14 protein-coding genes are annotated in these 13,533 nt (G+C 58.7%); 6 read left to right on the top strand and 8 right to left on the bottom strand.

Features of this window, described 5'->3' with window-relative positions; genetic code table 11:
- Positions 1–805: 805 nt before the first annotated feature.
- Positions 806–1,435, bottom strand: coding sequence for a c-type cytochrome (locus tag QUE41_RS20495; protein ID WP_286340805.1), 630 nt, complete (start codon positions 1,433–1,435; stop codon positions 806–808).
- Positions 1,436–1,606: 171 nt separating this feature from the next.
- Here QUE41_RS20495 and yihA point away from each other — a divergent pair, with 171 nt between their 5' ends.
- On the top strand, positions 1,607–2,233 hold the full coding sequence (gene yihA / locus QUE41_RS20490; RefSeq protein WP_286340804.1) for a ribosome biogenesis GTP-binding protein YihA/YsxC: 627 nt from the start codon (positions 1,607–1,609) through the stop codon (positions 2,231–2,233).
- Between the two features lie 748 nt (positions 2,234–2,981).
- On the opposite strand, the gene polA is transcribed toward yihA, so the two are convergent.
- Complete coding sequence (gene polA / locus QUE41_RS20485; RefSeq protein WP_286340803.1) at positions 2,982–5,717, bottom strand: DNA polymerase I; 2,736 nt, start codon at positions 5,715–5,717, stop codon at positions 2,982–2,984.
- A gap of 460 nt (positions 5,718–6,177) precedes the next feature.
- Here polA and elbB point away from each other — a divergent pair, with 460 nt between their 5' ends.
- The gene (elbB, locus tag QUE41_RS20480) at positions 6,178–6,834 is read left to right on the top strand and encodes an isoprenoid biosynthesis glyoxalase ElbB (RefSeq protein ID WP_286340802.1); all 657 of its coding nucleotides are present in this window, start codon (positions 6,178–6,180) and stop codon (positions 6,832–6,834) included.
- A gap of 172 nt (positions 6,835–7,006) precedes the next feature.
- Here elbB and QUE41_RS20475 read toward each other — a convergent pair whose 3' ends face one another.
- From QUE41_RS20475 to QUE41_RS20465, 3 genes are read right to left on the bottom strand one after another with little or no spacing between them, the layout of a single operon-like run.
- On the bottom strand, positions 7,007–7,438 hold the full coding sequence (locus tag QUE41_RS20475; protein WP_286340801.1) for a GNAT family N-acetyltransferase: 432 nt from the start codon (positions 7,436–7,438) through the stop codon (positions 7,007–7,009).
- An 8-nt stretch (positions 7,439–7,446) separates the two neighbouring features.
- On the bottom strand, positions 7,447–8,091 hold the full coding sequence (locus QUE41_RS20470) for an HD domain-containing protein (protein ID WP_286340800.1): 645 nt from the start codon (positions 8,089–8,091) through the stop codon (positions 7,447–7,449).
- Complete coding sequence (locus QUE41_RS20465) at positions 8,091–8,756, bottom strand: 7-cyano-7-deazaguanine/7-aminomethyl-7-deazaguanine transporter (RefSeq protein ID WP_286340799.1); 666 nt, start codon at positions 8,754–8,756, stop codon at positions 8,091–8,093. Before QUE41_RS20465 ends, QUE41_RS20470 begins: the two co-directional genes overlap by 1 nt.
- Before the next feature lie 239 nt (positions 8,757–8,995).
- On the opposite strand from QUE41_RS20465, the gene moeA reads away from it, so the two are divergent.
- Together moeA and moeB are read left to right on the top strand one after the other, a co-directional pair.
- Positions 8,996–10,246 carry a molybdopterin molybdotransferase MoeA gene (moeA, locus tag QUE41_RS20460; RefSeq protein WP_286340798.1) on the top strand — a complete coding sequence of 417 codons (1,251 nt, stop codon included), beginning with the start codon at positions 8,996–8,998 and terminating at the stop codon, positions 10,244–10,246.
- Positions 10,246–10,992: a molybdopterin-synthase adenylyltransferase MoeB gene (gene moeB, locus QUE41_RS20455; protein WP_286340797.1), complete on the top strand. Its 747-nt coding sequence runs from the start codon at positions 10,246–10,248 to the stop codon at positions 10,990–10,992. The genes moeA and moeB overlap by 1 nt, the downstream gene beginning before the upstream one ends.
- 62 nt (positions 10,993–11,054) lie before the next feature.
- Here moeB and QUE41_RS20450 read toward each other — a convergent pair whose 3' ends face one another.
- Both QUE41_RS20450 and QUE41_RS20445 read right to left on the bottom strand, forming a co-directional pair.
- On the bottom strand, positions 11,055–11,222 hold the full coding sequence (locus QUE41_RS20450) for a YqaE/Pmp3 family membrane protein (RefSeq protein WP_286340796.1): 168 nt from the start codon (positions 11,220–11,222) through the stop codon (positions 11,055–11,057).
- A 42-nt stretch (positions 11,223–11,264) separates the two neighbouring features.
- Positions 11,265–11,927, bottom strand: coding sequence for a TIGR01621 family pseudouridine synthase (locus QUE41_RS20445; RefSeq protein ID WP_286340795.1), 663 nt, complete (start codon positions 11,925–11,927; stop codon positions 11,265–11,267).
- A gap of 49 nt (positions 11,928–11,976) precedes the next feature.
- Between QUE41_RS20445 and QUE41_RS20440 the strand changes: the two genes are divergently transcribed.
- Together QUE41_RS20440 and QUE41_RS20435 are read left to right on the top strand one after the other, a co-directional pair.
- Positions 11,977–12,330 carry a cupin domain-containing protein gene (locus tag QUE41_RS20440; protein ID WP_286340794.1) on the top strand — a complete coding sequence of 118 codons (354 nt, stop codon included), beginning with the start codon at positions 11,977–11,979 and terminating at the stop codon, positions 12,328–12,330.
- Positions 12,323–12,715 (top strand): GFA family protein, encoded by a 393-nt coding sequence (locus QUE41_RS20435; protein WP_286340793.1) that lies wholly within the window; start codon positions 12,323–12,325, stop codon positions 12,713–12,715. Before QUE41_RS20440 ends, QUE41_RS20435 begins: the two co-directional genes overlap by 8 nt.
- Here QUE41_RS20435 and QUE41_RS20430 read toward each other — a convergent pair whose 3' ends face one another.
- A complete protein-coding gene (locus QUE41_RS20430) occupies positions 12,716–13,531 on the bottom strand; it encodes an ATP-binding cassette domain-containing protein (protein WP_286340792.1) in 816 nt (271 codons plus the stop codon). It abuts the gene before it with no gap.
- Positions 13,532–13,533: the final 2 nt, after the last annotated feature.

Here is a 13,533-nt window from a genome sequence, read left to right as displayed (position 1 = left end):
AAACCTCGAAGGAGCCACTGGGGCGGGTTGATATTCTATGGCGGAGCCGGCGACGCAGGGTTCGCGTAGGATCACCGGCCCATTATAAGTGGAACACTTGTTGCTGGGAACCTGGGGGGGCGGGAAATAAAAATGGCAGCAGAGTCTCCTCTGCTGCCAGGTAATGGGGTGTCTTAAGACACTCACTCATTCGGGTATTCAGGCAATCCTTACCTGCGATGTGACTTTCCCGGTCTAGATCCGTCTTCTTTTTACTGCTTCCGTGCGGCTTTTTTCGTTTTCGGCCTATCCTGGCGCTTTATTCTTCTTCCTGAAGGTTTTCCTTAACAAGGCTAATGTCATCGTCCAGATGACAAGCATCTTCCTGACGTAATATAACCATCCATGTTGAACTTAGATGCTGGTCCTTCTGCTCGAGCTCTCCGGCTCGTTTCCTCCTGAAGAGTTTCCGTTCCACCACCCATCTCCTTGGGTGTTGTCCCTTTTTTTTCGGTAACACTCCGGCCACCGAGTTCCTCTCCTTTGGATGCCCCATACTCTACTTAATTTGAGCTGGATCGCAACTTTTTTTGCGGTTTTGTTACCGTCGCTCGCGATTGTTAACAGCGCAATTGCTTGATGGTATTGGTTTTGAGGGAGATTCAGCAGTGAAAAAGACTTAAATCTCTCAATGTCGCAATGGCAAATCTCTTACAAGAAGAATCATTCAGATGGGATGCGCCTTCTGTGATCCAGGTCCATGAATCGCAGATGTTAAAAAGGCGAGCCACTGGCTCGCCCTTTACTCCGAGTATTCCATTCCGGCCTATTTCAGGCTGGAGATGTACTGGCTCAGCAGGCTGATGTCTTCGTCACGCAGGTTCTTGGCCACGCCGGTCATCATGCCGTTGAGGTCGTTGGCGCGGGCGCCACTGCGGAATTTTTCCAATTGGGCCTTGATGTAGTCCGGGTGCTGACCCGCCAGGCTGGGGTAGCCGGCCAGGTTCATCCCTTCCCCTTTAGGACCGTGGCAGGCAGCACAGGCGGTGATCTGACGCTGGGCATCACCACCCATGTAGAGTTTTTCGCCCTTGGCCTGGGTCTCTGCATCCACCTGGGCGCCTGCGGAGATGGTCTGGGAAGCGTAGAAAGCGGAGACATCCGCCATCTGCTCCTCATTCAGGGTCATGACCATACCGGCCATAATGGGATCGTTTCGACCCTCTTTACCGCCGCTCATGGCGCCCTGTTTGAACTCTTTCAGCTGCTTGAGCAGATAACCCTGATGCTGGCCAGCCAGTTTGGGGTACATGGGGACCATGCTGTTCCCGTCCATGCCGTGGCAGGCGAGACAGGTGGTGGTGGCAACTTGCTGCCCTTTGGCTTCATCTCCCTGGGCCTGAACAGTACCGCTGAAAGCGGCGAGCACAGAAAGTGTTAGTGCTAATTTTTTCATGGTGTTCCAACTTATATTTGCGTGGCTCGTTCTTTCCCTGTCCAGCCTCGCCCCGTGATAGACTATTGGGGAGGCTCGCAGGACGCATTTTACACTAATTTGTCGTTAGATCTAAAAATTTGGCGTAATGTGACCCAGAGCAACCCTGTAAAACACCAATGGAGATCCTAAGTGAGCGATACCGCCATCGATTTTCGCAGCGCCAAGTACATGCTCAGCGCCCCTGACATCAGCTTTCTGCCGCCAGATACCGGGATCGAGGTTGCGTTTGCAGGCCGCTCTAATGCGGGAAAATCCTCTGCCCTCAATACCATGACCGATCAGAAAGGTTTGGCTAAGACCTCCAAGACCCCGGGTCGTACCCAGATGATCAACCTGTTTGAGGTCGGGGATGACCGCCGTCTGGTGGATCTGCCCGGCTACGGTTTTGCCCAGGTCCCCCTGGAGATGAAGAAGAAGTGGCAGAAGGCCCTGGCTGAGTATCTTGAGAAGCGTCGCTGTCTGCGCGGGGTGGTGGTGATGATGGATTGCCGTCACCCACTGAAGGACCTGGACGCTAACATGATCCGCTGGTCCGTGGCCGCAGAGTTGCCGGTGCTGGTGCTGCTGACCAAGGCGGATAAGCTGAAGCAGGCGGTCAAGCAGAAAACCCTGAGAGACGTAAAGTCTGCCCTGGAGGAGTTTGGTGGTGAGATAAAGGTGCAACTGTTCTCGTCACTGAAAGGAACCGGCCGCGGAGAAGCCATTGCCCATATCGGTCGTTGGCTGGACCCCCAGGATGAGGTGGTGGCCGAGTAAGGGTCGATCACTTGCAATGAAGGCGCCCACGGGGCGTCTTTTTTATGGGCCCCAAAAAAGAAAAAGCCGGCGACGAATAACCATCACCGGCGTGTAAAAAGCTCAATTGGGGAGAAGCTTTTTCAACGATAACAAGACGAGAGTCGCCCGGACTCGGATTCCGGGGGACGACCCTATGAGCTCATCATAACCTTTAAACAACAAAAACTAAAGCATTTGCTCTAATTTGGGTGTGCAAAAAGTGTACAGTGAGTGTCGGAATTTGGTGAAAGTTTTCAGACATAGAAAAGAAAAAACCCCGGTGACAAGTGTCACCGGGGCGCCATAAATTTTGGCTGATCGCTGGGAGCGATCGAATAAGGTTTGTTAAGATAGAACATCTTACCTCTGTACCCTACAGACGAAAGCATAGCCAACCAGGTTGCTTTATAAAAGCGAATTCAGTCCCGGAAGAGAAATTTTGTGATCTTGATCGACAAAAATCTCCACATTCCACGCTTTTTGATCCAATAACTACATAAAGTCTCATTATCCATTCGTTTACCTGGTCGGTGCCTTACCGCAATAAGTCGTCAAAATGTGATCTGCGATCCAGTTGGCGATCCTGGGAGTGGATCCGTCAGATCTAATGGCGGGGTTCTTTGTGGTTGAGTCGGGCCCCTGTGATGAAAGTTCACTTACACCCCAAGGGCAAAAACAAGGGGAGCACAAGGCTCCCATCTGAGTGACCTGGAAATCGTCGCTTCTCTTAGTGGGCCTGATCCCAGTTGTCGCCGATGCCGGCTTCGGCAATCAGCGGCACATCCAGCTGAGCGGCGCCGGCCATCAGCTCACACAGCGCCTGGCTGTGGTCGTCGGCGTGCTCCTGCTTCACTTCAAACACCAGTTCATCGTGTACCTGCATCAACATGCGGATCTCATCCTTGTCCTGTCTGGTCAGGTAGTCGGACACGCTGATCATCGCCCGCTTGATGATGTCGGCGGCACTGCCCTGCATGGGGGCGTTGATGGCGGTGCGCTCTGCGGCCTGCTGGCGCATCTTGTTGCGGGCGTTGATGTCCGGCAGGTGCAGGCGGCGGCCAAACAGGGTCTCCACATACTGATCGTCGTGGGCCTGTTTGCGGGTGTCTTCCATGTAGCGCTTCACCCCGGGGTAACGCTCGAAGTAGATGTCGATGTACTGCTGGGCTTCCCCTCTGGGGATGTGCAGTTGCTTGGCCAGCCCGAAGGCGGACATGCCGTAGATCAGGCCGAAGTTCACCGCCTTGGCCCGACGGCGCTGCTCGGTGGTGACCTCATCGAAGCCAACCCCAAACACCTCGGCGGCGGTGGCCCGGTGCACGTCTTTGCCCTGGGCAAAGGCGTCCAGCAGTCCCCTGTCCTGGGAGAGGTGGGCCATGATCCTCAGTTCAATCTGGGAGTAGTCGATGGCCAGCAGCTTGTAGCCCTCCGGTGCGATAAAGGCCTGGCGAATGCGTCGCCCCTGTTCGCTGCGGATGGGGATGTTCTGCAGGTTGGGATCGGAGCTGGAGAGGCGTCCGGTGGCGGTCACCGCCTGATGATAGGAGGTGTGCACCCGGCCACTGGGTTGGACCAGCAAAGGCAGTTTGTCGGTGTAGGTGCTCTTCAGCTTGGCCAGGCTGCGATGCTCCAGAATCAGTTTGGGCAGCTCGTAATCCAGGGCCAGGTCCTGCAGCACCTCTTCGGCGGTGGAGGGGGCGCCCTTGGGGGTCTTCTTCAGCACCGGGTAGCCCAGTTTCTCAAACAGAATTTGCTGAAGCTGTTTGGTGGAGGAGAGGTTGAAGCTCTCCCCGGCCAGGTCGTGGGCCTGCTGTTCCAGGGCGTCGAGCACATTGGCGATTTCGGTGGATTGCTGATGCAGCAGATCCGTATCCAGCAGCACGCCCTGGCGTTCGATGCTGGAGAGGATGGGCACCAGGGGCATCTCGATGTCGCGGAACACCTTGTGGCAGCCCTCAAGCTCCTGAAGCCTCGGCAGCAGATGCTGGTGCAGTTGCAGGGTAATCACCGCATCCTCGGCGGCGTAGGGGGCGGCCTCCTCCAGGGGGATCTGGTTGAAGGTCTTCTGCTTGGCCCCTTTGCCTGCGATGTCCTCGAAGTGAACCGTCTTGTGGCTCAGATATTTGAGGGCCAGGTCGTCCATGTTGTGCTTGCCGGCGGTGGAGTTGAAGCAGTAGGACTCCAGCATGGTGTCAAACTCCACCCCCTCCAGCCTGATGCCGTAACGGGCCAGCACAGACATGTCGTACTTGAGGTTCTGACCCACCTTCTTGCGGGAAGCGTCTTCCAGCAGAGGCTTGAACCTGGCCAGCACCTCGTCTCTGTCCAGTTGCTGCGGGGCGCCTTCGTAGTCGTGGGCCAGAGGCAGGTAGGCCCCCAGCTTGGTGTCCACCGCAAAGCTCAGGCCCACCAGCTCCGCCTCCATATAGTTGAGGGAGGTGGTCTCGGTATCCAGGGCGAACAGCTCTGCCGTCTGAAGCTTGTCCAGCCACTGGTCCAATTGTCCCTGGGTCAGGATGGTTTCATGCTCGAATTCGCTGGCTTTGGTGGTGTCCGCCTCCTCGGCAGTGTCTGACTTATCGCCGTCCAGCACTTCCGCGAGCCAGCGACGGAACTCCATCTCACCATAGAGTTTCACCAGGGCGTCGCGGTCCGGGGCGATCACCTTGAGATCGGCCATCTCCTGGTTCAGGGGAACGTCCAGCTTAATGGTCGCCAGCTGGTAGCTGAGGAAGGCTTCCTTCTCGTTGTCGCGCAGCTTCTTGGGCATGGTTTTGGCGCCGCGGAAGCCCAGTGTCGCCACCGCATCGGGATCGCCATAGATGGCATCCAGGCCGCCGATCCCCTGCAGCATCGCCAGGGCGGTCTTCTCACCCACACCGGGCAGCCCCGGGATGTTGTCCACCTTGTCTCCCATCATCGCCAGCAGGTCGATGATCAGCTCAGGCCCCACACCGAACTTATTCACCACCCCTTCCGGGTCCATCACGGTGTCGGTCATGGTGTTGATCAGGGTGATGTTGTCGGTCACCAGCTGGGCCATATCCTTGTCGCCGGTGCTGATCACCACTTTGTGACCCGCCTTTTCCGCCTGCATAGCCAGGGTGCCGATCACGTCGTCGGCTTCCACCCCCTCCACCACCAGCAGAGGCAGTCCCATGGCGCGGATGATCTCATGCACAGGCTGAATCTGACTGCGCAGGTCATCGGGCATGGGGGGGCGGTGTGCCTTATAGTCGGGGTAGAGGTCATCCCGGAAGGTTTTACCCTTGGCATCGAACACCACCACCATGTGGCTGGGGTTGAATTGACGGATCAGGCTGCGCAGCATGTTCACTACGCCGTAGACCGCTCCTGTGGGTTCCCCCTTGGAGTTGGTCAGGTGTGGTGGCGCATGGTAGGCACGGTAAAGGTAGGAGGAGCCGTCGACGAGGATCAGGGGATTTTCGGGAAGCTGGGCCATGTGGATGTTTTACTGTTGAAAGTGATGGCTAAGCATGCCACGAGTGCCCGGAATTCGCTAGGGTGAAGGTGATTTTCCACAGAGTTGTCCACAGGATATAAGGACGCACAGAGATGTGGATAACTCTGTGTGTTTCTGCAGAATGCGCGGGATCGCATTAAAATTCGATCAAGATCAAGGACTTGGTGCTAGATCAATAAAATCAATTGGTTACATGAATGATCTTTGGCGATCCTGGCCAAAGATCCCACAAAACTCGTATTGTGGATATTGCTATTCGAAACAGGTTTAGCGGAGGATACACTGGAGGGCGTAAGTAACAGCGGCAATGCCATCCGACATCTGGGTGATTAAGTTAGCACAAAAAATCGCCGTGTATAGAGATCGTCGTTAACAACTTTGCAATATTTGGCTATATAAAATTAAATTTTTAGTCTCATGAGTAATAAGGAAAGAAACCATGAAGAGGATTGCGGTACTGCTAAGTGGCTGTGGTGTGTTTGATGGCTCGGAGATACACGAATCTGTCCTGGCCTTGCTGGCAATTCAGGAGAAGGGAGCGTCTTATCAGTGCTTTGCTCCTGACAGGCCTCAACTGCATGTGGTGAACCATCTCACCGGCGAGGTGGCGGAACAGGAGAGTCGCAACTGCCTGGTTGAGGCCGCGCGCATTGCCCGGGGAGAGGTGCTGCCCCTGAGCGATCTCCATGCGGCGGATTACGATGCCCTGGTGGTGCCCGGAGGCTTCGGGGCCGCCAAAAATCTGTGTGACTTTGCCCTGTCCGGCAGTGAGTGCCAGGTCAGCGATGATGTGATGGCGGTGGCCCTGGCGTTTGCTCAGGCGGGTAAGCCCTGTGGTTATCTTTGCATTGCGCCGATGATGCTGCCGCGCATCTATGGCGACGGGGTACAGGGCACCATAGGCAGCGATCATGACACCGCGGCCGCGTTCAATGCCATGGGAGGCGATCATAGGGAGTGTGCGGTGGAGGAGATCCATGTGGACGAGCACCACAAGGTGGTGACCACACCGGCTTACATGCTCGCCAAGAGCCTGCCCGAGGCCGCCACGGGGATTCGTGCCCTGGTGTCTCGGGTGATTGAGCTCTGTGACTAAGCCCCTTAAGACCTGGGGCAAAAAAATTGGCCGGCAACTGAGTTGCCGGCCTAATACCGTGTGAGCAATGCTGTGAGCTAAAACAACCACCCTAACTATCAGGGGGCTAAAGTTGGAACGCAGTTAAATAATAACCATTCTCATTTGCATTGCAAGTGTATTGAACACTTTTTTATAAACTTTTTTCCAGAAGGATGCGGTAGTCCAGAGGAGTGTCGCTGGCCTTCTGCATATCCACCAGGTGGTAGCCCTTGCCCAGCAGCATGCGCAGCATCTCCGGATAGCGATTTCGGCTCTTCACGTTGATCTGCTTAAAGCCCTGTTCTTTGGCCCAGCTTTCCTGCGCCCTCAGCAGGGTCTTGGCAACACCCTGACCACGGAACTGGGGCAGTACCGCGCCCAGCCAGGAGTAGAACTGTTGCTCATCCAGGGCATAGCCCACCTTAAAGCCAGCGGCCTTGCCTTCCACCTCGGCGATCTGAATCAGGTGGGTGACAGTACCCAGACGCTGCTCATACTCCTCTCTGGGGTAGGGAGTATCCAACTCGGGGACCTGCTCCACCAGAGCCATCACTTCATCAATTGTGCCTTCACGCCAGTTCATAGGATCTCTCACTCAGGTAATTCAGATTGCAGTTGTTGGATAAAGCCTTCCATCCAGCGCCAGCGACGCTCGCCTTCCTGGCGTCCGGCATCGGTTTTCAGCTGACCGGCCAGGTGCTGAAGCTTAACGTAGAAGTGGTCCAGGCAGTAGGTCTTGTCGTCATACTCTCTGGAATCGGCAAAGGGGTCGTCGCCGTGATAGAGGGTACTTTGCCACTGGCCACCCAGCATCAGGCAACGGGCGGTGCCGATGGCGCCCAGGGCATCCAGCCTGTCGGCGTCCTGCAGCACCCGGGCTTCCAGGGTGTTGGTCTCCAGCCCGGCGCTCCAGCTGTGGCTGGCGATGGCATGGTGGATGGCACCCAGCAGTTCGGCGGGGTAGTCATGCTGTGCCAGCCAGGCCACCGCCGCATCGGCGCTCAGGGTCGAGGCCTGGCTGCGACGGGGATCCCGCTTGTCGATGCTGACACAGTCGTGCAGCAGGGCGGCGGGCAGCAGGATGTCCGGGTTGGCGCCCTCCTGCTGGCCCAGGCGTCCGGCGGTGGTGTAGACCCGGAGGATATGGTCCAGATCATGAGCGGCATCGCTCTGATGGGTGGTGAGCCAGTCCAGGCCCAGCTGTTTCAGTGATTCAGTGAAATGCCGCGGTGTCATCAGGCAAAGTGTCTCTCAGTAGTGGCGGACGACATCAGGATGCGGTCCGACAGGAATCTCAGCAGAAGGCCATAGGCGGGCAGGAAGAGTCCAAGGCTGATCAGCAGCTTGAAGCCATAATCCACGCTGGCGATCTCCGGCCAGTGTTCTGCCATAAAGGGGTTTGAGCTGGCATAGAATGCCACTGAAAAGAACACCAGGGTATCGATCAGGTTCCCAAAAATGGTGGAAGCCGCCGGGGCCACCCACCAAGCCTTCATCTGGCGCAGCCGGGCAAACACCTTGATGTCCATCAACTGGCCAAAGAGGTAGGCGGCAAAGCTGGCAAAGGCGATGCGGCCGACGAAGGTGTTGAACTCCTGTAACCCCTTGGCGCCCTGGAACTGGCCCTCGAAGAACAGCACCGATACCAGGTAGGAGGCCAGCAGGGCCGGGATCATCGCCCCAAAGATGATACGCCGCGCCGGGGCCGCGCCGAAGATGCGGACGGTCAGATCCGTGGCCAGATAGACGAAGGGAAAGCTGAACGCGCCCCAGGTGGTGTGTCGTTCAAAGATCTGAAAGGGGAGCTGAACCAGGTAGTTACTGGCAGTGATCACCACAATATGGAAGCCGATCAAAATGATCAGGGCGCGTTTAACCTGCGCAGGGGTCAGTTGCAACATCGAGTGTACCTTTTTGGTAAGCGGGGTGAGGGAACCCGGGAAATTGTGAAATGCCCGGCCTTTGACCGGGGGGCGCAGATTATATCTGGGCGGCGGCAAAATACAAGGCCATGGCTGAGGGTTTTCACGCCGATGGTCGCACATTTTTGCATCAGCGCAGGTGATTATACCCGACTGGATCAATAGGTTTATCTGGGGCCCGATGGCATAATGGTCGCCACTATGGCTCAAGAGGCAAGATGATGGCACAGCAGGACTGTTGCAGCCAGCCGGGGCTGATGCTTCCGGCCGAGGCACTGGAAAAGATGTACGCCGCCTGCGCTCCCCTGAACCGGGTGGAAGAGGTGGCTCTGGAAGAGGCGGTAGGCCGGGTGTTGGCGGAGGATATCTGCTCCCTGATCGATCTGCCCGCGTTCGATAACTCCTCCATGGACGGCTACGCCGTTCGCGCCGCTGAGGTGGTGAAGGGTCAGCCCCTGGCCATTGCCGGCAAAGCCTTTGCCGGCATCCCCTTCGACGGCGAGATTCCCGCCGGCGCCTGCGTGCGCATCATGACAGGGGCGCCGCTGCCGCCGCAGATGGACGCCATCATCATGCAGGAGGAGGCCAACGCCGACGGTGACAGCGTCAGCTTCAATGTGGAGGTGTCTCCGGGCTTCTTCGTTCGTCACCGGGGCAGTGAACTGACCCAGGGACAGAAGGTCCTGAGTGCCGGCACCCGGGTGGGCGCCGCCGAGATCGGCGTGCTGGCCACAGCCGGCCATGGCAAGATCAGGGTGCACAAACCCATCCAGGTGGCGCTGTTCTCCACCGGTGATGAGCTGGTGCCTCCGGGCCAGCCCCTTGAAGCGGGTCAAATCTACGACTCCAACCGTCACGCCCTGCGTACCATGCTGACCGAGATGGGCGCCGAGGTGATCGACCTGGGGGTGATCCCGGATGATCTTGAGCTGGTGCGTGACGCCTTTAGACGCGGCGATGAACTGGCGGATGTGGTGGTCACCTCCGGCGGCGTCTCCGTCGGTGAGGCGGATTACATCAAGGTGGTGCTGGACGAGATGGGCAGCATCAACTTCTGGAAGCTGGCGATCAAGCCGGGCAAACCCTTCGCCTTTGGCAAGCTGCCCAACTCCTGGTTCTGCGGACTGCCCGGTAACCCGGTCTCCTCCATGGTGACCTGTTATCAGCTGGTGCAGCCCTTCTTCAAACACCTGGGCGGTGAGCAGCGCCATCAGCCTCTGACCCTGAGTGCCACCCTGACCAACGCCATTCGCAAGAAGCCGGGTCGTCAGGAGTATCAGCGTGGGGTGCTCAGTCGCAATGAACTGGGACAGCTGGAGGTGGCCACCACCGGAGCTCAGGGGTCAGACATGACCACCTCCATGAGCCGCGCCAACTGTTTTATCGTCCTGCCCAAAGATGCCGGCGGTCAGGAGCCCGGTGTTCAGGTGACCGTGGAACCCTTCAACCAGGTTCTGGGAGGTCTGTAATGGAGATTCTGTCCGATAAGGAGCTGATGCGTTACAACCGTCAGATCGTCATTCCGGCGTTTGACATCGACGGCCAGGAAGCGCTGAAGCAGGCGCGGGTCCTGGTGATCGGTGTCGGTGGTCTGGGCTGCGGCGCCGCTCAGTATCTGGCCGCCGCCGGCATTGGCCAACTGACCCTGGTGGACTTCGATGAGGTGGAGAGCCACAACCTGCAGCGTCAGATCCTGCACACCGACGCCCGCGTCGGCATGAACAAGGCGGAGTCCGCCAAAGCCGCCATTGCCGAACTCAACCCCAATGTCGAGGTGACAGTGATCACCAGGCGACTGGAGGATGAGGCCCTGACCGCTCAGGTGGCGGACCATACCCTGGTGCTGGACTGTACCGACAACCTGGATACCCGCAACCAGCTGAACCGGGTCTGCTTCGGGGCCAAGGTGCCCCTGGTCTCCGGGGCCGCCATCCGCATGGAAGGCCTGGTGACCGTGCTCAACTACGCCGAGGACCAGCCCTGTTACCACTGCTTCTCTGCCATGTTCGGTGACCAGCAGCTCAGCTGCGTGGAGAGTGGCATCCTCTCTCCTGTGGTGGGGCTGATCTCCAGCATTCAGGCCACCGAGGCGATCAAGCAGATCTCCGGCATGGGCAAGCCGTTGCACGGCCGGATGCTGATGGTGGACGCCATGACCATGCAGTTCCGGGAGATGAAGGTACCCAAGATGCCCGGCTGCAGCGTCTGCGGTTAAGCAGACACGTCAGTCAAAAAGAGGGCCAACTGGCCCTCTTTTTTGATTCTCCCCTGCGGTGATTAGCCGCGGTTGACCACCCACAGGGCGTGGAGGATGCCGGGGAGGTAGAACAACAGGCACAGCAGGATATTGATCAGCAGGGGACCGCCCATCCCTTTGTGCAGGAATACCGCCACCGGCGGCAGCAGGATGGCGATGAGGCTGAGGAGGAGTTTGTCTTTATCCATCAGTTTTCCTTAGCGTTATTCATGTTTTCAGTATAACGCCATTTACAGCGGAGGGTGTGCCAGCCACAGGCGAACTGCATCCTGTACCTGGGATGACAGATAGTGCTCTCCCCGCTCGGGCAGTCCGACGAAGTGGTGCTGCTCTGTGCGAAACGTGAACGTCAGGCTCAGGGCGTGGAGGTAGGTGCGATCCGAACTGCTGCCTCCGTAGAGTCGGTCGCCCAGAATTGGCGCACCCAGGCTCTTGAGGGTGACGCGAATCTGATGGGTCTTGCCGCTCAGGGGCCGCAGCAGATAGAGACGCATGCCTTCGCCGAGGCCGGTACTGACAAACTGGGTACTGGCCTGACCTCCTTCCCCCTGCCGGGCCAACTTCCAGGCACCGCGTCTGGCCTTGACGATGTGCCCCTTGACCCACCCCTGCTTCTTCTTGGGCTTGCTGTCCGACAGGGCCAGGTATCGCTTTTCCATGCTATGTTCGGCAAAGGCTTGGCTGAGCTCGGCGGCGGCCTCGGATGAGCGGGCCAGCAGCAAGACGCCGGAGGTGGGGGTGTCCAGCCTGTGGACCGGGTAGAGCTTCTGCCCAAGCTGCGCTTCCAGCTGTACCACCAGTCCGGGTTGGCCATCCTGGCTGTGGAAGTGCACCCCTTCGGGCTTATTGATCACCACAAAGTGTGGGTGTTGGCAGAGAACTGGAATCATCATCGGCGAGGCATTTACGACAGATGGCGGCAGTGTACGGAGGATGTGTGGGATGAGCAAGGTGATGTGTCGCGACAATGCGGAGCACTACCTCTGGGGCAAAGGCTGCCAGGGCTGGCACCTGGCGCGCAGCTCGCAGCTGAGCGTCATCGAGGAGGAGGTGCCTGCGGGAGGCGCAGAGGTGGGGCATTATCATCAGACCGCCCGCCAGTTCTTCTATCTGCTGGCGGGGGAGGCGACCCTGGTGGTGGCGGGGGAGCCGGTGACGCTGCTGGCCGGGCAGGGGTACGAGGTGGCGCCGGGCGTACACCATCGATTTGAAAACCGCTCCTGTGAGCCGGTACGGTTTCTGGTGATCTCCAGTCCGTCGGCCCAGGGAGACAGAGTGGAGGAGAGTCATGACTAGGGAAGCCAGCTGCAGTTGCGGCCAGTTGACGTTAAAGGTGGGCGGTGAGCCGCAACGGGTGTCGGTGTGTCATTGCCGGGCCTGTCAGCGTCGCACCGGCAGTGTGTTTGGGGCACAGGCCAGGTTCCTCGAGAGTCAGGTGGTGCAGCATGGCCAGGCGGCCATCTATGAACGGCAGGGGGACAGCGGTAATGGGGTGCGATGCGGTTTCTGTCCCCGCTGTGGCTCCACGGTGACCCTGAGGCTGGAAGGGCTGGACGACATGGTGGTGGTGCCGGTGGGTGCCTTCGCCGACAGCGAGTTTCCCGCCCCCGGGGTCAGCGTCTATGAGGCGAGGATGCACCCCTGGGTCAGCCTTTGCGGCGAGCTGACCCACCTGGATTGATCAGTTTCCGCCGCTGCGCAGCCAGCGGGGTTCAGACACCAGGCCCACCACCTGGCCCGCTTCCAGCTCCGGAGCGTGCTCGGCCAGGGTCAGGGTGACCTGGCGGGTTTCGGGGTCATAGTGGGCCACCTCGGCGTGACCACGACGCTTGGGCAGGCGTTGTCCCACTTCGTCTGTGGGGCCGACGGCATCGATGCAGCCATGCCCCATCAGGATCAGCGGATCGCACAGGCTCAGGGTTTCTGAGACCGAGTGGCTGATGTAGACCATGGGGAAGGGGGTGGCGCTGTCGTTGAGAAAGCCCATCAGATGCTGGCGGCTGGCGAAATCCAGGGCGGCCAGGGGTTCATCCAGCAGCAGGATCTTCGGAGCCGCCATCAGGGCACGGGCGATGGCCACCCGCTGCCGCTGACCCGCGGAGAGCGAGGGGGCGTGTTTGTCCATCAGATCGCGGATGCCACAGCCGTCGATCACCTTCTGCAGGGGAATCACCTTGTCCTTGGCCTGGCTCTTGGCCAGCTCCAGGTTGCCCCGCACCGTCAGGTGGGGGAACAGACGGCTGTCCTGGAACACCATGCCGATACGGCGCTGTTCCGGGGGCAGGAAGATCCCCTTGTCGCTGTCCTGCAGCACCCGGCCATCCAGTTCGATGCGGCCGTTGAGTTCCCGGTTGAGGCCGGCAATGGCCCTGAGCAGGGTGGTTTTGCCGACGCCGGAAGGGCCGAACAGGCCGGTGATCCCCTCCATCTGCAGATCGCACTTGGCGTTGAACTGGAATTGACCGAGTTGGCCGTGCAGGTCAAAACTCAGAAGCATGG

The sequence above is a fragment of the Ferrimonas sp. YFM genome (assembly GCF_030296015.1).
Classification (GTDB): Bacteria; Pseudomonadota; Gammaproteobacteria; order Enterobacterales; family Shewanellaceae; genus Ferrimonas.
This window is presented reverse-complemented; position numbering and strand designations above follow the sequence as displayed.